This is a genomic window from Faecalibacterium sp. An77 (assembly GCF_002161315.1).
GTDB lineage: Bacteria > Bacillota > Clostridia > Oscillospirales > Ruminococcaceae > Faecalibacterium.
Map to the genome: position 1 here is coordinate 40,356 of NZ_NFHK01000006.1, position 18,033 is coordinate 58,388.

The 18,033-nt window shown below is 61.6% G+C and carries 15 protein-coding genes; 8 read left to right on the plus strand and 7 right to left on the minus strand.

All coding sequences use genetic code 11. The features are described 5' to 3' along the window. Window positions 1–67: 67 nt before the first annotated feature. Both B5G28_RS03835 and B5G28_RS03840 read left to right on the plus strand, forming a co-directional pair. Window positions 68–1,624, plus strand: a complete 1,557-nt coding sequence (locus B5G28_RS03835; RefSeq protein WP_087246399.1) for a glycoside hydrolase family 28 protein — start codon at window positions 68–70, stop codon at window positions 1,622–1,624. 5 nt (window positions 1,625–1,629) lie between these two features. Then, window positions 1,630–2,778: a glycoside hydrolase family 88 protein gene (locus B5G28_RS03840; protein ID WP_087246400.1), complete on the plus strand. Its 1,149-nt coding sequence runs from the start codon at window positions 1,630–1,632 to the stop codon at window positions 2,776–2,778. Between the two features lie 115 nt (window positions 2,779–2,893). Here the strand turns inward: B5G28_RS03840 and B5G28_RS03845 are convergent, their stop codons facing one another. The 7 genes from B5G28_RS03845 to B5G28_RS03880 all read right to left on the minus strand — a co-directional run bounded on the left by B5G28_RS03845 (window position 2,894) and on the right by B5G28_RS03880 (window position 8,789). Beyond that, window positions 2,894–3,850, minus strand: a complete 957-nt coding sequence (locus B5G28_RS03845; RefSeq protein WP_087246401.1) for a hypothetical protein — start codon at window positions 3,848–3,850, stop codon at window positions 2,894–2,896. Then, a complete protein-coding gene (locus B5G28_RS03850; RefSeq protein WP_087246402.1) occupies window positions 3,831–4,436 on the minus strand; it encodes a hypothetical protein in 606 nt (201 codons plus the stop codon). The genes B5G28_RS03845 and B5G28_RS03850 overlap by 20 nt, the downstream gene beginning before the upstream one ends. A 14-nt stretch (window positions 4,437–4,450) precedes the next feature. Then, window positions 4,451–4,966 carry a hypothetical protein gene (locus tag B5G28_RS03855; protein ID WP_087246403.1) on the minus strand — a complete coding sequence of 172 codons (516 nt, stop codon included), beginning with the start codon at window positions 4,964–4,966 and terminating at the stop codon, window positions 4,451–4,453. Beyond that, entirely contained in the window at window positions 4,947–5,480 is a 534-nt protein-coding gene (locus B5G28_RS03860; protein ID WP_242967452.1) for an RNA polymerase sigma factor, read from the minus strand. Before B5G28_RS03860 ends, B5G28_RS03855 begins: the two co-directional genes overlap by 20 nt. A gap of 280 nt (window positions 5,481–5,760) precedes the next feature. Beyond that, window positions 5,761–6,999, minus strand: coding sequence for a hypothetical protein (locus tag B5G28_RS03870; protein WP_242967453.1), 1,239 nt, complete (start codon window positions 6,997–6,999; stop codon window positions 5,761–5,763). A 3-nt stretch (window positions 7,000–7,002) separates the two neighbouring features. After that, on the minus strand, window positions 7,003–7,245 hold the full coding sequence (locus tag B5G28_RS03875) for an acyl carrier protein (RefSeq protein ID WP_087246405.1): 243 nt from the start codon (window positions 7,243–7,245) through the stop codon (window positions 7,003–7,005). A gap of 89 nt (window positions 7,246–7,334) precedes the next feature. After that, the gene (locus B5G28_RS03880; protein WP_242967454.1) at window positions 7,335–8,789 is read right to left on the minus strand and encodes a class I adenylate-forming enzyme family protein; all 1,455 of its coding nucleotides are present in this window, start codon (window positions 8,787–8,789) and stop codon (window positions 7,335–7,337) included. A gap of 599 nt (window positions 8,790–9,388) precedes the next feature. On the opposite strand from B5G28_RS03880, the gene B5G28_RS03885 reads away from it, so the two are divergent. The 6 genes from B5G28_RS03885 (at window position 9,389) to pflA (ending at window position 17,994) form a co-directional block, all read left to right on the plus strand. Further along, window positions 9,389–10,519 carry an acyltransferase family protein gene (locus tag B5G28_RS03885; protein WP_204228808.1) on the plus strand — a complete coding sequence of 377 codons (1,131 nt, stop codon included), beginning with the start codon at window positions 9,389–9,391 and terminating at the stop codon, window positions 10,517–10,519. Between the two features lie 210 nt (window positions 10,520–10,729). After that, on the plus strand, window positions 10,730–11,524 hold the full coding sequence (locus B5G28_RS03890; protein WP_087246406.1) for a hypothetical protein: 795 nt from the start codon (window positions 10,730–10,732) through the stop codon (window positions 11,522–11,524). Between the two features lie 23 nt (window positions 11,525–11,547). Beyond that, a complete protein-coding gene (locus tag B5G28_RS03895) occupies window positions 11,548–13,161 on the plus strand; it encodes a glycosyltransferase family 4 protein (protein ID WP_087246407.1) in 1,614 nt (537 codons plus the stop codon). 219 nt (window positions 13,162–13,380) lie between these two features. Continuing rightward, window positions 13,381–14,433, plus strand: coding sequence for a lysylphosphatidylglycerol synthase domain-containing protein (locus B5G28_RS03900; RefSeq protein ID WP_087246408.1), 1,053 nt, complete (start codon window positions 13,381–13,383; stop codon window positions 14,431–14,433). Window positions 14,434–14,999: 566 nt separating this feature from the next. Beyond that, window positions 15,000–17,252 (plus strand): formate C-acetyltransferase, encoded by a 2,253-nt coding sequence (gene pflB, locus B5G28_RS03905; RefSeq protein WP_087246409.1) that lies wholly within the window; start codon window positions 15,000–15,002, stop codon window positions 17,250–17,252. Beyond that, window positions 17,239–17,994 (plus strand): pyruvate formate-lyase-activating protein, encoded by a 756-nt coding sequence (gene pflA / locus B5G28_RS03910; RefSeq protein WP_087246410.1) that lies wholly within the window; start codon window positions 17,239–17,241, stop codon window positions 17,992–17,994. Before pflB ends, pflA begins: the two co-directional genes overlap by 14 nt. The last annotated feature ends 39 nt before the right edge of the window (window positions 17,995–18,033 follow it).

Below are 18,033 nucleotides of genomic sequence, written 5' to 3' on the forward strand. Positions count from 1 at the left end.
CTGTGTTGTTTTTTCTCATCATAACACACTTTGCCCACACGAAACAATAGTACAAGGATGATTTTCTATGAAACTGACATTGATTCGTTCCATGACCCGCAGCGCCGTCTTTGAGCTGGAGAACGGCCTGTGCTTCCGTCCGGCCGAGCCCTTCGCCGTTCTGCTGGACGGTCAGGAGGTCTACGATGCCTGCAACACCAACGTGTTCTCGGTCTACTCCCTTCTGCCCGGCCATCATTACACCCTCACCGTCCGGGCCAGCGGCGAGGAACTGACCCTGGACTTTGACACCCGGGCCGAGACCTTCTTTGTGGATGCGTCCCGGTACGGCCTGGCGGGCGACGGCGTCACCGACGACACCGCCAAACTGCAGGCCGCCCTGTCCACCTGCCCGGCCGGGGGCACCGTCTATCTGCCGGCGGGCCGCTACCGCTGCGCCAGCCTGTTCCTCAAGAGCCACACCACCCTCTATCTGGAAAAGGGCGCTGTGATTCTGGGCGACAACGACCGCACCCACTACCCCATTCTGCCGGGTGTCCTGCCCAGTGAGAACGAGGTGGACGAATACTATCTGACCGGCTGGGAGGGCAACCCCCTGGACAGCATGGCCAGCCTCATCAACGTCACCCAGGCGGAGGACGTCACCATCACCGGCCAGGGTGAGCTGGACGCCGACGCCCAGAACGGCGACTGGTGGCAGGACGCCAAAAAGAAAAAGATTGCCTGGCGTCCCCGGGTGGTCTCCATCACCGACAGCAAGTATGTGGTGCTCCACGGCGTGACGGTGAAGAACAGCTACTCCTGGACCATCCATCCCATGTTCTCCACCGGTCTGGACCTGCTGGACTTCAAGATCCGCAACCCCTATGACGCCCCCAACACCGACGGCATCGACCCCGAGAGCTGCGTCAACACCCGGATCATCGGCGTGGACATCCATGTGGGCGACGACTGCATCGCCATGAAGGCCAGCAAGGTCTTTCTGGGAATGAAGCTCCAGAAGAGCTGCAAGCAGACCGTCATCCGCAACTGCCTGCTGGACAAGGGCCACGGCGGCATTGTCATCGGCAGCGAGATGTCGGGCGGCGTCAAGGACATGGTGGTGACCCAGTGCCTGATGGACCACACCGACCGGGGCCTGCGGGTCAAGACCCGCCGGGGCCGCGGCAAAACCGCCGTCATCGACGGGCTGGTGTTCCGCAACGTGGAGATGAAGGGCGTCAAGGCTCCCTTTGTCATCAATATGTTCTACTTCTGTGACCCCGACGGCCACAGCGATTACGTCCAGTGCCGCCAGGCCATGAAGGTGGACGACTACACCCCGCGGCTGGGCAGCCTGACCATGGAGAACATTGTGGCCACCGACGCCCAGTACGCCGGCTGCTACTTTGACGGCCTGCCCGAAATGCCCATCGGGGAAGTCATCATGAAGGACGTGAAGATCACCTTTGATCCCAACGCCGAAGCCGGCCAGGCCGCCATGGCGGACAACCGGCCCCTGGTCAAGAAACTGGCCATTTACGCCGAGAACGTGGAGAAGATCGAGCTGCACAACGTCCAGATCGAAGGATACGAGGGCGAGCGGCTCCAGTTTGCCAATGTAGGCAGCTTTGAGGAGGACTGACAACCATGACGCACCAGGAAATTCTGACCATGCTGGGGGAGTACGTTGACTATCTCATCGCCAACTCCAGCGCCGAGGCCCCCATGTGGAACATTGAAAAGGTCCGCAGCGGCCAGCCCAACAAGTGGAACTACATCGACGGCTGCATGATTACCGCCTGCCTGAGCCTGTACAACACCACCGGGGACAAAAAGTATCTGGACTTCTCCAAGGAGTTCATCGACTGGTTCGTCCAGCCCGACGGCTCCATCCTCACCTATGACCCCAAGGAGTACAACCTGGACAACGTGAATCAGGGCAAAAACCTGTTCATCCTCTACGACATCTTCGGCGAGGAGAAGTACCGCAAGGCCATCGACGTCATCGACAGCCAGCTGCAGACCCAGCCCCGCACCAAGGAGGGGAACTTCTGGCACAAGAACATCTACCCCTGGCAGGTGTGGCTGGACGGCGCCTACATGGCCCAGCCCTTCTACATGGAGTATGAGACCCGCTTCAACAAGATGAGCGGCTGCATCGACAGCTACCATCAGTTCATGAACATTCAGAAGTACATGCGGGACCCCAAGACCGGCCTGTACTACCATGGCTACGACGAGAGCCGCCAGATGTACTGGGCCAACCCGGTGACCGGCTGCAGCCCCAACTTCTGGCTGCGGGCCATGGGCTGGTTCATGGTGGCCATGGTGGATGTGCTGGAGCGGATGGATGAGCAGCTCTACAACGAGTACCGCGGCATCCAGGCCATGCTCAAGCAGACCATCGAGGACATCCACAAGTACCAGGACGAGGAGACCGGCATGTTCTGGCAGGTGATCGACCACGGCGGCGAGGAGGGCAACTATCTGGAAACCAGCGGCACCGCCCTGTTTGCCTATGCGGTCCTCAAGGGCGTCCGGCTGGGCCTGCTGCCCAAGCGGATGACCGCCTGGGCCGAGAAAGCCTTCTACGGCACCTGCGACAAGTACCTGTCCAAGAACCCGGACGGCAGCCTCCAGCTGGACGGCATCTGCCTGGTGGCCGGTCTGGGCGGCGCCCAGCACCGGGACGGCAGCCTGGCCTACTATTACAGTGAGCCGGTGGTCTGCAACGACGCCAAGGGCGTGGGCCCCCTGATCCTGGCCTACACCGAAATGATCGCCGAAAAGAACTAACCTATCCCATCTCCTAAAACAAAACACAAAACAAGGCCCCCGGCCCCGATGGTTTTCCGTCGGGGCCGGGGGTCTGCTCTATCTCATTGCAAGGGGTTGTTTCAAGCTTGTGCGCTCAGGAGACCGCTTCCGCCATCGCCTCGTCGGGGTAACGGGTGTTTTCCCCTGCCGGGACCGCCTGGTCCGAGGGCTGCACGGTGCTGTCCGATGCAGAAACGCGGTCCGCCAGGGCGGCGCTGGCGGCAGAGTCTGTGCTGTTCTCCTGGTCCAGATTCTGGTCGTCGGTGGCCGGGTAGGCCTCCGCGGCCCAGACCTCGGTCCGCTGGGCCATCTGGTCGGTGGACCAGGCCATCTTGGCGGGGGTGTCCAGGTTCAGTTCCAGACTGGACTGACGGTCGGGGCTCACCCACTCGATGTTCACCCGGTCGGGCAGCACGCCCTGGGCCCGGACGGCCTCCATCACACGGGCACAGTCGGCGGCAAAGGCCTCGGTGCCCTCATAGGGTCCATAGAGGTCGATATCCAGCCAGAACCGCACCCCGGCGCCGTCGATCTCCTCCAGAGTCCGGGGCGCATCCACCCCGAAACGGGTTTCCAGATAGGCGTCCACCCCGTTCAGCTCCACCTGATCCTCCAGAGCCTGGTAGAGGCTGCTCTCGTATGCCTCCCCCAGATCGTCCAGCTGGATGCGCTTGGTGGGGTTGGCCGTCTGCCAGAACAGGGGCAGCAGGGTCAGACAGAAGGCGCCGCCCATCAGCACCAGGCAGCCCAGCACCGCCAGGAAGTCGTATTTCCACCGGCCGGGATGGGAGGCGCACCACAGCACCTCGGCGCCCAGGGCGATAAGGGCCACCGGCGCGCCGATTTTGACCACCAGCAGCCAGTTGAACACCGGCAGGAAGTAATAGCACAAAAAGCAGATGCCCACAGCAATCAGGCACAGACCCAGGGTGACGCTGCCCACCCGGCGGATGCTGCGGCCGTCCTGGGGCCCAGGGGCGGAAGCTCTGGGCGGGGTATTGGGAGCCGGCCCGGCGGTGCCGGGGGCAGCCTCAGTTTTCTTCTCCGTCATGGCTTTCCTCCTCCTTGACGCCGTACTCGCAGAACTCCTCCAGCTGATCGAAGGGGTCGGCCTGAGACGGCTTGTTCCGGGGACCGCGCACCAGCCAGATGCCCAGGGCAATCACGGCCAGGCAGATCACCACGGTGGGGACCTCGTTCATAATGTTGTAGATCACACGGATGATCCAGCTGCTGTTGGTGTTCCAGTACAGTTCCCGCAGAAAGTCCATCACCAGCTCATCGTAGAGGGTGTAGACGCCCACCGCCACCAGGCACCAGCCGAACAGCTTGTGCCGGCGATGCAGCAGCTGATCCAGGGTCACATCGTGGCCCAGGTGGATCAGATAGTCGTCCTCGGGGGGCATATTGGCGCTGAGCATGGCCCGGAGATTGAAGGTGTCGAAAAAGCTGTACATCCACGCCACGCAGCAGATGCACATGGCCGCCGCCACCAGCGGCTGAAACAGCGAACCGATCATCACGGCCACGCAGCAAATCCCGATCAGGGACAGGCCCCGTTTCATGTAACCCTGGTACATCTGCCCTGCGCCCGGGACAAAGGCAAAGCAGAAGGTAAAGAAACCGTTCTTTTTCATCGTTATCTCTCCCATCAGTTGGTAGTGTTCGCCTCATCGGCGGCGCCGGTCAGAGCATCCCAAAGGCTGCTGACCGCTTCATGGGCTCTGCGAGCCACAGAGGTTTTATCTTCCGGCCGGGGCGGCTCGGTGTAATTGCTCTTGGGGGGCAGCTTGGACGCCGCCGGGGGATCAATCTGCTCCGGCACATAGGCTTCCAGCGAGGAAGCGTTCCGGGCCAGAATCAGCCCCAGGCTGCCGCCCCGCCAGAGGGTCAGCGCCAGCACCGCCGCCACGCCGGCCACTGCCATGCGGCCATAGACGTTTTGCATCAGGCGGATCAGGATGGTGCGGCCCACCGGCCGGGACAAATCCCGCGCCGGCTGCTCCAGCGCGCTGCCGGTCAGCAGCGCCGTATAGCGGTCCAGGCACCGGTCGCAAAAGGACAGGTGTTCGGCGGCTTCCAGCCGTCCCAGTTCATCCAGCGTCCCGTCCAGCAGGGCCTGCAGCCCCTCGTCGGTCAGACATCCATCATCTCGAAACAGTTCCATCCTCGGTCCTCCTTTCCTGTTCGATCTCTTGCCGCAGGATTTTCTTCGCCCGCCAAAGCTGGGCGCTCAGCGTTGCTTCCGGCCGGCGGCAGATCTTGGCCGCCTCGGCCGGGGTATATCCCTCCAGCAAACAAAGCCGGCAGGGGGTTTTATAGGGTTCCCGCAGATTCAAAATCTTTCGCTCCAGTTCGTCCATGCCTACGCCGGCCAGGGCTTTCGCCTCGGGGCCCTGGTCGGGCGGCGCGCCCGCCAGTGCCATCACTTCGTCGCCGGGGGTGCTCATCTTCCGCACCCAGCCGCTGCGCAGGTGGTCTTTCGCTTTGTTTGCAGCGATACGGGCCAGCCATTGTTTTTCGTAGCCTGCCGGGCACCGGTCTATGGCGCGCCAGGCGGCGAGGAAGGTGTCCTGTGCCAGGTCCTGGGCTGTATCTGCATCCTGGACCAGCTGGAAGCACACGGTATACACAAGCCCCTGATAGGTCTTTACCATGGATGTAAATTCCTGTGCTGTCATATCACTTCTTCCCCGCCTCCTTTCCTTTGGATCTGATGAACGGCCCGTTCTGTCTACTAATACGAGGGATGCCTCTGGTTTTTTTCAGATATCTCAAAAAATTTTTGCAGGCCCCCGGCCCGGCCGGGGCGTTCCGGCCGGCGACGCCCTCCATTTTAAATGATCTTTCGTGTTTTTCCAATGGGATGCGTTCTAAAAATCTGGAAAACATTTCTTTTTCCCGCTACAGAAAAACCCCGAGGGCGGGACGCCTTCGGGGCTTTGGTGTTGATATGTATGCTTATTCCTGATAGGGCAGCGCGGGGCCGATGTCGGCGGTGCCGATGACCTTGACACCTTCCCGCTCCATGACGGCGCGGATGGCGTCGGTCAGGCCGGCGCGCCCCAGCTTATCCTGGATGCAGCAGATCAGCTGCCCGTGAAGGCTGGCGATCTCAAAGCCCACCGACGCGCCGTCGGGGGGAACCCAGACTTCAAAATCCCGGATATAGTCGTTGAGGGCGGGGGGATAATCCCGGTCGGGGCCCAGCGGGTCTCCCAGATAGCTGATCCAGAAATCCGCCGGGAAGTTGCCCATGGTCTCGCCCATGCGGAACACCCGCTGCTTGATCCGCAGGGGCGCCTTGAGGGCGTCCACCCGGCAGACCCAGCCCATCATCTTGGCCATCTGGGTCAACTGGGCCTCAGGCTGGAGGCTGGCGCGCAGGTTGGCGTCGATGTCGGCGGCGATGTCCGCCAGCCGCACCTCCGGGCCGGCGTCCACACCGTGGCGGAAGGAGGCCACACAGTTATAGAAGGCCTCGGGCACACCCAGAGTGCGGCGGGTATCGGTGGAATAGCAGTACTCCACCTTTTCCCGCTCCACAAAGGGCTGGATGGAGAGGCTGAGCAGACCCAGCAGGGCGCTGACCGGCTTGACGCCGCAGTTCAGGGCGGCATCCACCAGGCTCTGCTTGTCCAGCCGGATCATGGTCCGGCGCAGCTGGCTCTCCTGAACCGGCACCGGCTCGATCTCGGGCATTCCCTCCTCCCCCAAGGTGGGGTCATAGGCCAGCAGGGCCTGCATATCGTAGGCCGGAGCCGAACCCAGAGGCGGGCATGCAAAGCCGGTCTGATAGCGCCGGTTGCAGTACTCCATCAGGATGCGGGTCAGGAACCGGGTCACCCCGTGGCCGTCCGCCACAAAGTGATACCAGTCAAAAAAGATGGTGTCCCCTTCATAGGAGACGTTGAACAGATAGCCGCCGGTCTCCTCGGGCATGGCCCGCAGCTCATTGCCGGGGCAGATGGTGAAGGGCTGGTCGTTTTCTTCCAGCCGGACCTCCCGTTTGTCCCGGACCAGCTTCATCTTGAAGTAGTCCGCCTGTTCCAGGGCGGCGTCCACCGCTTCCTGAAGCAGCACAGGGTCCACGGCATCCCGCAGGGCGTACTGATACCGGCAGTAGATGGTCTTGGGGCGGTAAAAGTACATGGCTCCCTGCAGGAGATACTGGGATACGCGGGTGATGGTTTCCGTCATAAATCAGCCCACCCGTGTGCTCAGATAGTCAATCAGGTCGTTGATGGTGACAAAGCTGCGCAGCTCCTTCTCGGGGATGCGGATGCCGAAGGTCTCCTCCAGGTCGGCCACGATGGTCAGAATCTCCATCGAGGAGAGGTCCAGGTCGTCCATCAGGACGCTGTCCTCGTTGACCTCATCGGGGCTGATCTCGGCCACATCCTCCAGGATACCCACAATCTGTGCCATAATTTCGGTACGGTTCATAGTGATAACTTCCTTTCCATGTTTTCCTTTGATTGATTCCAAACGGCAGGCCCTGATAGTATTTCATCCAGGCCTGGACAGTATGCATGTCAGGTGCGCTGCAGCTTTCCCACAGCGTTGCGGGGCAGGGGCCCCTCGCTGAACTCCACCGCCGTGATCCGCATATACAGCGGCAGGGTGCGGTTCAGCCGGGTGATGTACTCCCGGACTTCCTCCTGGGCCTCCGGCGGGCAGAAGACCAGGGCACAGATCTTTTTGCCCTTCTCCTTGACCACGCATTCCCGGATGGCCTCGCATCCCGCCAGCATGCCTTCCAGCTCCTCGGGGCTGACGTTTTCGCCGCTGTCCAGGATGATGAGATTTTTCTTGCGGCCGGTGAGGAACACATAGCCCCGCTCATCGATGCGGGCCAGGTCGCCGGTGTGGAGCCAGCCGTCGGCGTCCAGCACCTCGGCGGTGCCCTCGGGGTCCTTATAGTAGCCCATCATGACCGAGTCGCCCCGGATGCACAGTTCGCCGTCCTCCAGCTTGTACTCCCGCTTGGGGTCGCACAGGCCCACCGAATGGATATCGGCGGGGTCCTGGGAGTTGTTCCAGGTGCCGTCGCCCACCGTCTCGGTGAGGCCGTACATCTGGCAGATAAAGAAGCCCGCCTTCACCAGGTCGGACATGGTCTCGGCGTCCATGGAGGCAGCGCCGCAGGTCAGAGCCTTCAGGCTGCCCAGACGGTCCCGGCGGCCCCGCTTCACATCTCGATAGATGCTCTGCAGCAGGACCGGCACCACCGCCATCACCTCGCTGTCCATGGCGGCCAGGTCGCGGTAGAAGTGTTTCAGGTCGTTGCACAGGTTGACGGTGTTGCCCATGATGGCCCAGGAGATGGAACTGGTGAGGGCCGCCACGTGGAACATGGGCAGGACCGAGAAGGAGCGGAACTTGCTGGTGTCCCAGCCGGTCTGCTTCTGGATGTCCTCAAAGGGCAGGCAGAAGAAGTCCATGGGGGCAAAGAGGTTCCGGTGGCTGATCATGACGCCCTTGCTGCGGCCGGTGGTGCCCGAGGTGAACAGAATCACCGACAAAGCGTCCACATCCTCGCACTCGCTGCACCGCTCGCTCCACTGGGAGGTCTTGTAGCCGTCCATGGGCAGCAGCTTGTCGCCGTAGGCGGCGGTCAGAGCGGGTTCCCGCTCGGCAAACTCCCCGTCGTGCAGGATGTACACCGGCTCCACCAGGTCGATCTCATACTGGATCTCGTCCCAGTTTTTCTGGAGGTTCAGGGGCACCAGCACCCCGCCGGCCAGCAGAACCGAAAGAAGATTGACCAGATAGTCGTAGCCGTTGCGGGCCAGCAGGCAGACTTTCTGTCCCTTGATGTCGGGTTTGCGGTGGAGCAGCAGGCCCGCTGCCCGGCGGATATCCTGGGCATACTGCCCATAGCAGATGCTCACCACGCCGCCCTTCGCTTCGTCGTAATACTGGATGGCCGTTTTCTCGGCCTGGTCGTCCTCCATATGGTTGACCAGCTGATAGACTGTCGAGATCATTGTCTCTCCTCCTGTCTGTGTGCCCGCCGCCCGGCCCGGGCCTTGGGCAAGATTGTACTTATTATATAGAATCCTCCACCCCATTGCAACCGGAATCCGACATTCTCCGCAGCGGGTCTCGACTTGTAATACAGGTATACCGAAAGGATACCACGTTCCCGCCCTGGTGTCAATGGCGGCCCGGGCCATGGTTTTCTCCGTTCTCTCTATTTTTTGAAACATTTTTTATGTAAAATGGACAGCGGCCCCGCCCCGGCGCCCGGGTGTTCCGCCGGGGGCCCAAGGCAGGCCGCGCCTTGAGAAAGCCGCCTGCCGCCGTCCTTTTGACCCCGGCTGGAACCCCTTCCCTTTTGTAAATCTTTCCTTTCGCTTGGTCAGGACGAAATTTATGTTATAGTGGATTCCAGGCCGCCCGGCCACCCGGCTGCGAATCGCCTCAAAAAACCGATTCAAATTGACAGCCGGAAGAAAAAGCATTATACTAGATTTGAACAATCTTTGTCTGAAAATCCGGGTATGATGTGTAGAACCTGCCAATCCTTCCTTTTTTCGCCGGGCCTGCTGGAAGGAATTTTATTTCTGCGAGGAGGACCCCTTTGATGAAAGGAACCAAAACGCACACCGTCAACTCCCTCGGGATGTTTGACTTGTTCAAAGGCATAGGCATGGCAACCGTCATCTTTGTCCACACAGCGGAGGCGTATTCGCTGAATCTGGGCAGCGGGCTGTCGGTTTCCAGTTTTCTGCTCTTCATCTACCGCGAAGCCCTGATGTCGGCTTTCTACATCGCCAGCGGCTTCGGCTTCCGCAAGAGGTCGGTGGGCAAATGTGTCCAGCAGCAGCTGCGGGGCATCCTGCCGCCCTTTCTCTACACGGCGCTGGCCACAGCAGGCTTTCATTTGATCCTGCACCACTACTGTTTCGGCTCCTGGCCGGCGGCCATCTCGGAAAGCCAAAAGGTGCTGGCGGGCTTTTTGCTGGGCCTGCCCCACACCTCCACCTATTTCGGTTTCAGCATCTTCTCCTGCGGGCCCATGTGGTACCTGCTGACCATGGCGGTGGGCTGGATCATTCTGGATATCCTGTTCAACGCCTTCCCCGAGCGGTACATACCCTGCGCCGTGGCGGTCACCGCCATTCTGGGCTGGGGTACCTGTCTGGTATGGGAGCTGCCCTTCTGCCTGTCCCAGGGCATGGCTGTGGTCCCCTACCTGTACATCGGCCACATCGCAAAGAAGCGCCGCTGGTTTGACCAGCCCCGTCTGACCTGGCTGTTCCCCTCCGCCATGGTGTGCATGGTGATCTCGGCCGTGGGCGCCCTGGTGTCCGGCACCACCGACAACATGTCCATGGGTGAATGGACCCTGGGCCCGGTGGGCATCTTCATCAACGGCATCATCGGCCTGTGGATCGTCAACCTGTTTGTCCGTCTCAGCGCACGGAGCGAGAACTTCCTGACCCACTTCCTGGAAGCGGTGGGCCGCCGTTCTCTGAACATTTTCTGTCTCCACACGGTGGAGCTGACCGCGGTGCCCTGGTATCTGTACGCCGCCCAGTTTGCTTCCAGCCCCATTGTGGGCCTGCTGTCCCAGTACGCCATCCGGTGCAGTTTCATTGCCCTGAGCTGCGTGCTGCTGGAGCTGCGCAAGCGGATCGTCCCGCCCCGGACCAAAAAGGCCCGGATGGAGCGCAGCCGGGCCCGTTTCCAGCGCTATGTGGCCCGCCACTGAGGCCGGCCCTTGCAGCGCCAAATCCACCTGAAATCGAACATCCGTCGTTCCTGACTGTTTCTGCGGCAGGGCCTGCCCCTGGCCGCAGAATTTTTGCATGTCTCCAGACGGCCGGGCAGGGGTCCGGCTTTTCCTTCTGCGGCTTTTTATTCAGCAAAGTGATTCCCGGGCCGCCGGCCCGGACAGACTATGGATATGAGGTGAAGATTCATGCCCCCTGCAACCAAACAGACTCCGGAGGAGCAGATCGCTGAACTGAAAGAACAGCTCTCCCTCTCGGATCAAGGCGTGTCCAAGCTGGCACAGCGGTGCCTGGCGCTGGAGCAGCAGCTTGCCCAGCTGGAAAAGCACGAGTCCTACGACAACATGTCCCTGTTCCGCCTGACCCTTTACTACGACTGTGGCCTGGGCTTTTCGGAGCAAGACACCATTCCCGCGCCGGTGTCGGCCTACTCCGCCGCCAACCACACGGTATCGGCGGTCTTTGAGCTGCCGCGGGAGGCCAAGGCCATCCGTCTGGACCCCGGCGAGCTGCCCTGCTATGTGGTCGGAATGACGATTTCGGATGAGCGGATTCATGCCGCCCCCGTCACCGCCCTCTCCCTCGACGAGGAGAAAACCCTGTTTTTGAATGTGGACCCCCAGTTTTACGCGGAATGCCCGGAGCGTCTGCCTGCCGGAACCAAATTCTCGGTGTCCTACACCTACTACCCCCTTCAGCTGGGGGCCGACGACACCGTCTTTTTTGCCATGCGCCGGGGCATTGAGCAGGTCCAGGACCGGGCCACTGCAGCCGCAGCCGCGGCCGACGAGCAGCGGGCCCTGGCTGAGAATTTTGGCGAACAGCTGGCCGGCCAGGAGCGCCGGGCCGCCCATCTGGAAGAACAGCTGGCGGCTGCCATCGCGGAAAAAGAACACTTCCGGGTCAGCTATGAAGCAGTGCTGTCCAGCGCCTGCTGGAAACTGACCGCCCCGCTCCGTGCCTTTCTGGGCCGCAAAAAATAAAGGGACGTCCAACGAGGTACCTTATGTTTTCCAGTTACAGTCAATTCCAGCAGTTCCAGCTGGCAAACCAGCCCTACCAGGACACCCAGCGCACCTGGTTGGCGGTCTATGCGCCGGGGCGCTGTGCGGCGCTGACCTGCAGCATGGAGCTGCAGCTCCACCGGAAATTCCGGCTGATCCAGAGCCTGGACGCCCTGCCCCAGGGTCTGGACGGCGTGGTGCTGGCGGCCGAAGATGTGGAATGCCTGAGCACCACCCTGACCTATTTTGCAGCCGCCCTGCAGGACGGCGCTGACCTGGCCTTCTGTGATGCAGTGTTCGGCTTTGAAGGGGACACCCTGGTCTACCGCGCCGCCCACCAGCCCTCCGGCGCCAAGTGCGCCGTGGTCTCCCGGGATCTGCTGCTGCGCTGCCGGGCCCAGGCCCGGGACCCCGACGATCCCGCCGCTTTGCTGCGGCTGGCCTTCCGCCTGGCGGACAAGCCGGCCCACATTCCCCAGGCCCTGCTGCGCTACCGCCGGGAGCCCGACGCCTCCGACCTCTTTTCTGCCGAGGGCAAGCGGGCCCTGCTGCTGAGCCATGTGCTGGACATGACCGGCGCCCCCATCGTTCTGGTGAGCGCGGTGCCGGTTCTCCGCCAGATGGGCTATGAAGTGGTGGTGCTGGGCCCCGGAGACGGCGGTTCCCTGCCCCTGTTTGTGGAGGCGGGCGCCACCGTCATCACCCACCCCGACTGCGTCAGCTCCCCCATGCTGTGGGGGCTGGCCACCTCCGCCGACCTGGTGGTGGCCAACACCATTGTGGAAGTCAAGGCCATCCGCGCCCTAAACGGCGCGCCGGTGCCCATCCTCTGGTGGCTGCACGACGCCTTTGTGGGATACGGGTATCTGTCCCACCTGATTCCCCGGACCCTGTCCTCCAACATTCGGGTCTGCGCGGTGGGCAGCCATGCCACCGCCGCCATGCACGAACACCGCCCCGACTTTGAAATCGGCCAGCTGATCTACGGCCTGCCCGACTATGCACAGGACGACTTCGAGCACTACGACATCAGCTTTGCGGGCGGTCTGCCCCTGCTGGTCAGCGTGGGCGCCTTTGAGATCCGGAAAGGTCAGGACCTGCTGGTCCAGGCCATCCGGATGCTGCCCGACGAAACCCGGGCCAAAGCGGCCTTCCTCTTTGTGGGCAAAGGGGCCGACAAGCGGCTGCTGGCCGACGTCAAGCAGCTGGCGGCCGACTACCCTTCCAACGTCTTTTATGTCAACCGCCTCACCCGCGGGGAGATCAAGTCCCTGATGGATCAGTGCGCCTGCACCGTGTGCAGCTCCCGGGATGACCCCATGCCCACCTTTGTGACCGAGGGTTTGATCTTCGGCAAGCCGGGCATTGTCTCCGAACATACCGGCACCGCCGGCCTCATCACCGAGGGGGTGGACGGCTTCGTCTACCGCAACGACAGCCCCGCCGAGCTGGCCGAGGCCATGACCAAGATGATCGAGAACCCCGGCCTCCCGGCCCGGATGGCTCCCGCCTGCCGCGCCCTCTACCAGCGGTATTACTCCAAGGAGGCTTTTGCCAACACCCTGCGGCAGCAGGTGGAAACCCTTTTGGCCCAGAGTCATCCCGCCGATTTGTAATATTTCGTCTGAATATTACAAAAATCACCCACACACGTTTTTACAGCCCGGAAGAAGTTCACGCTTCTCTCCGGGCTGTATTTTTTCTTTCTTCGCGCCGGAGCGGTCTTTTTCCACAAAAATTCCATTCTGTTTATAAACTTTCCCGACCATGCGTGGTATACTTATCCTGTATTCATCCCGTCCGGATGTCCCATTTTGGAAAGGAGCCTGTCCTCTATGTCATCTCCTCATCCCGCCCAGCCCGACAGCAAACTCTCTCTTCGGCGGGGCCTGTTCTCGGTTTTGACCCTTGTGGCCCTGACCGGCCTGATGTTTTACATCTTCAAGGACCATCTGTCCGAGATCTCTGCCGCCCTCCACAGCCTGACCATCGGCCAGACTGCCCTTTTGCTTCTGCTGGGCCTCACCTATCCCCTCATGGAGGGAATCATCAACCAGCGGGTTCTTTCCAGCCGGGTGCCCGACTATCCTTTCCTCCGGGGGCTAGATTTGTCCTTTCTGGGGGCTTTCGGCAATGTGGTGACCTTCGGCGCGGGCACCATGCCCATGCAGGGCTATGACATCAGCCTGAACGGCCTGGACGTGGGCCCCGGCATCGGCCTGATGACGTTGGAATATGTCTTTCACAAGGGCGCCGTCCTGCTGTATGCGGCGGTGCTGCTGTTGTTCTATGGCCGCTGGCTGCTGGACGCCGATTCGGCCGGGCTGATGCGCTATCTGCTGCCCGCCTGTCTGGTGGTGGCCGTCATCATTCTGGCGCTGGTGCTGGTCTGCACCAGCCGCACCATCCAGAAACTGGCCTATCGCCTGCTGGGTCTGCTGCCCCGGACCGACAAGTGGCAGGCCCGGCGTCAGAGCTGGACCGCCCAGCTGGACGGCCTGTGCACCGAGAGCCGCCGTCTGCTCCAGAACCGGTTCCTCTGCCTGCAGGTCTTTGCTCTGCAGGTGTGCAAGCTGGCCCTGATGTACACCATCCCCTGGTTCAGCATCCGGTTCATGGGTCTGGCGCCCCTCACCTTCGGACAGGTCCAGACCCTGGCGGCCCTGATGATGCTGCTGTCCAACGCCCTGCCCAACCTGGGCGGCATGGGCTCCATTGAGACGGCCTTCTATCTGATTTTCACCGGCTTTCTGGGGGAAAGCGCCGCCATGTCCGCCCTGGTGGTCTACCGGGCCGCCACCTATTATCTCCCCTTTGTGGTGAGCTGTGTAGGATTTTTCTTCATCCAGCGGCGCTGGACCCGCGCCCGCCCCAAAAAATCCGGCTGAACCAAACAAAAAGGCGGGCCTCCGGCTGGTCAGACCGGACGACCCGCTTTTTTGTTTTGCCGTGTGGGGCGCGGCTGCGGTGCAAACCAAAAAACCGTCCGCTGCCCCCAGATATAAAGAGAGAATGGAATGGAGGAGTTCTCGTATCAGCAGGAATCCTCGCGCTGTTCCTGCTGAGGCTTCATCGGTTAGTGTTTTCTAACCTCTGTGCCAAAAGGATACCATACCTGTGGGTATCTGTCAATACCCCAGAACAAATTTTCCAAAATTTCTGTCTGGATGTTCCGCACAATCCTTGCCGCGCCGCTCCCCCGGCTTTGTGCAAAGCACCAACTTTTGTGACCGGGCGACAAATCCTAGTGGTTTCCTCTTGATTTTTCGACGTTTCATGCTATGATAAATAAGGCAGGGACAAACCCACCAACCACAAGATGGTGTGGTCGACCCGTGCCGGGCGGCGCATATGTCGTCAGAAGGGGCTGCCCGTTGGTCAGTGCCCTTTCTATTATTCCGATAAGTTAGTTTATTCTAACTTTCATCTACCCAAATCCTAGAGGAGGCAACCAATGAAGGATTATATGCAGTGGGAAGGCTTTGAGGGCCGCATCTGGAAGGAAGAGGTCAACGTCCGGGACTTTATCCAGAAGAACTACACCCCCTATCACGGGGATGAGAGCTTCCTGGCCGGCCCCACCGAGGCCACCAATCAGCTCTGGGGCGCTCTGCAGAAGCTGCAGAAAGAGGAGCGCGCCAAGGGCGGCGTTCTGGACATGGAGACTGAAGTGGTCAGCAGCCTGACCTCCTACGGCCCCGGCTACATTGACGAGAGCCTGAAGGATCTGGAGCAGATCGTGGGCCTGCAGACCGACAAGCCCCTGAAGCGTGCTTTCATGCCCTACGGCGGCATCAAGATGGCGGAGCAGGCCTGCACCACCTACGGCTACCAGCCCAGCGCCGAGCTGCACAAGATCTTCACCGAGTACGCCCGCACCCACAACCAGGCGGTCTTTGACGCCTACACCCCCGAGATGAAGAAGGCCCGTCACAGCCACATCATCACCGGCCTGCCCGACACCTACGGCCGCGGCCGCATCGTGGGCGACTACCGCCGTGTGGCCCTGTACGGCATTGATTACCTGATCGAGTCCAAGCAGAACGACCTGGCCAACTGCGGCGACGGCACCATGACCGACGATGTCATCCGCCTGCGCGAGGAGCTGGCCCGCCAGATCAGCGCCCTCAAGGGGATGAAGAAGATGGCCGAGATCTACGGCTACGACATCTCCCAGCCCGCCAAGAACGCCAAGGAGGCCTGCCAGTGGCTCTACTTCGGCTACCTGGCCGCCATCAAGACCCAGAACGGCGCTGCCATGAGCGTGGGCCGCATCTCCACCTTCCTGGACATCTACATCCAGCGGGATCTGGACAACGGCACCCTCACCGAGACCCAGGCCCAGGAGCTGATTGACCACATGGTCATGAAGTTCCGCATGGTCAAGTTTGCCCGCATCCCCAGCTACAACCAGCTGTTCTCGGGCGACCCCGTCTGGGCCACCCTGGAGGTGGGCGGCATCGGCATGGACGGCCGCAGCATGGTCACCAAGACCTGCTACCGCTTCCTCCACACCCTGGAGAACATGGGCCCCGCCCCCGAGCCCAACCTGACCGTTCTCTACTCCTCGGCCCTGCCCGAGAACTTCAAGAAGTACGCCGCTAAGGTGTCCATCGACACCAGCTCGGTTCAGTACGAGAACGACGACGTCATGAAGCCGGTCTGGGGCGATGACTATTCCATCTGCTGCTGCGTCTCGGCCACCCAGACCGGCAAGGAAATGCAGTTCTTCGGCGCCCGCGCCAACCTGGCCAAGTGCCTGCTGTATGCCATCAACGGCGGCGTGGACGAGAAGAACGGCGAGCAGGTGGGCCCCGAATACGCCCCCGTCACCGGCGAGTACCTGAACTACGACGAGGTCCTGCCCAAGTTTGTCCGGATGCTGGACTGGCTGGCCGGCCTGTACGTCAACGTGCTGAACCTGATTCAGTACATGCACGACAAGTACTACTATGAGGAAGCCGAGATGGCCCTCATCGACACCGACGTCCGCCGCACCTTTGCCACCGGCATTGCAGGCTTCTCCCACGTCATTGACTCTCTGAGCGCCATCAAGTACGCCAAGGTCAAGACCGTCCGGGACGAGAAGGGCCTGGTGGTGGACTTTGTCACCGAGGGTGACTTCCCCAAGTATGGCAACGACGACGACCGCGCCGACGAGATCGGCGTCTGGCTGCTGCGCACCTTCCTGGAGATGATCAAGAAGCGCCACACCTACCGCAATTCCGAGGCTACCACCTCCATCCTGACCATCACCTCCAACGTGGTCTACGGCAAGTACACCGGCGCCCTGCCCGATGGGCGGAAGGCTTACACTCCCTTCGCCCCCGGCGCCAACCCCAGCTATGGCGCAGAGCAGAACGGCCTGCTGGCCTCTCTGAACTCGGTGGCCAAGCTGCCCTACCACTGGGCACTGGACGGCATTTCCAACACCCAGACCATCAACCCCGACGCCCTGGGCCACAGCGAGGGCGAGCGTGTGGAGAACCTGGTCCAGGTCATGGACGGCTACTTCGACCAGGGTGCACACCACCTGAACGTCAACGTCTTCGGCAAGGAGAAGCTGCTGGACGCCATGGAGCATCCTGAGAAGGAAGAGTACGCCAACTTCACCATCCGCGTCTCGGGCTACGCGGTCAAGTTCATCGACCTGACCCGCGAGCAGCAGCTGGATGTCATCAGCCGCACCTGCCATGCCCGGATGTAATACACAGGGGCTGGTCCACTCCCTGGAGAGCTTCGGCTCGGTGGACGGGCCGGGGGTCCGGTTTGTGGTCTTTCTCCAGGGCTGCAACCTCCGCTGCCGCTACTGCCACAATCCCGAGACTTGGGCCTGCGGCTGCGGCCAGCCCTGGACCGCCGGCGACCTGTTCCAGCATGTCTGGCGCTACCGGAACTACTGGGGCAAAAAGGGCGGCATCACCGTCAGCGGCGGAGAGCCGCTGCTCCAGATGGATTTTGTCACCGAGCTGTTCCGGCTGGCCCGGGCCAAAAAGGTACATACCGCCATCGACACCGCCGGCGAGCCCTTCCGGCCCGACGACCCCGCCTATCTGGCGGCCTTTGACGCCCTGATGGAGGTCACCAGCCTGGTGATCCTGGATCTGAAGGAGATCGACCCCGAAAAGCACCGCCGTCTGACCGGCAAGTCCAACGAGAACATTCTGGCCATGGCCCGGCATATTGCCGGCCTGGGGGTTCCCCTCTGGATCCGCCATGTGCTGGTTCCCGGCCTCACCGACGATGAGGAAGGTCTCCGCCAGACCGGCGCCTTCATCGCCAGCCTGCCCACCGTCCAGCGGGTGGAGGTTCTTCCCTACCACACCCTGGGCCTGTTCAAGTGGCAGAAGCTGGGCATCCCCTATTCCCTCGCCGACGCCCAGCTCCCCACCGACGAACAAGTTCGCCGCGCGGAGGAGCTGCTGATGGTGGACCGCTACCCCGGCTGATTTTCAACCATCCCGCCCGGAGCCTGTGCAAAACAGGTT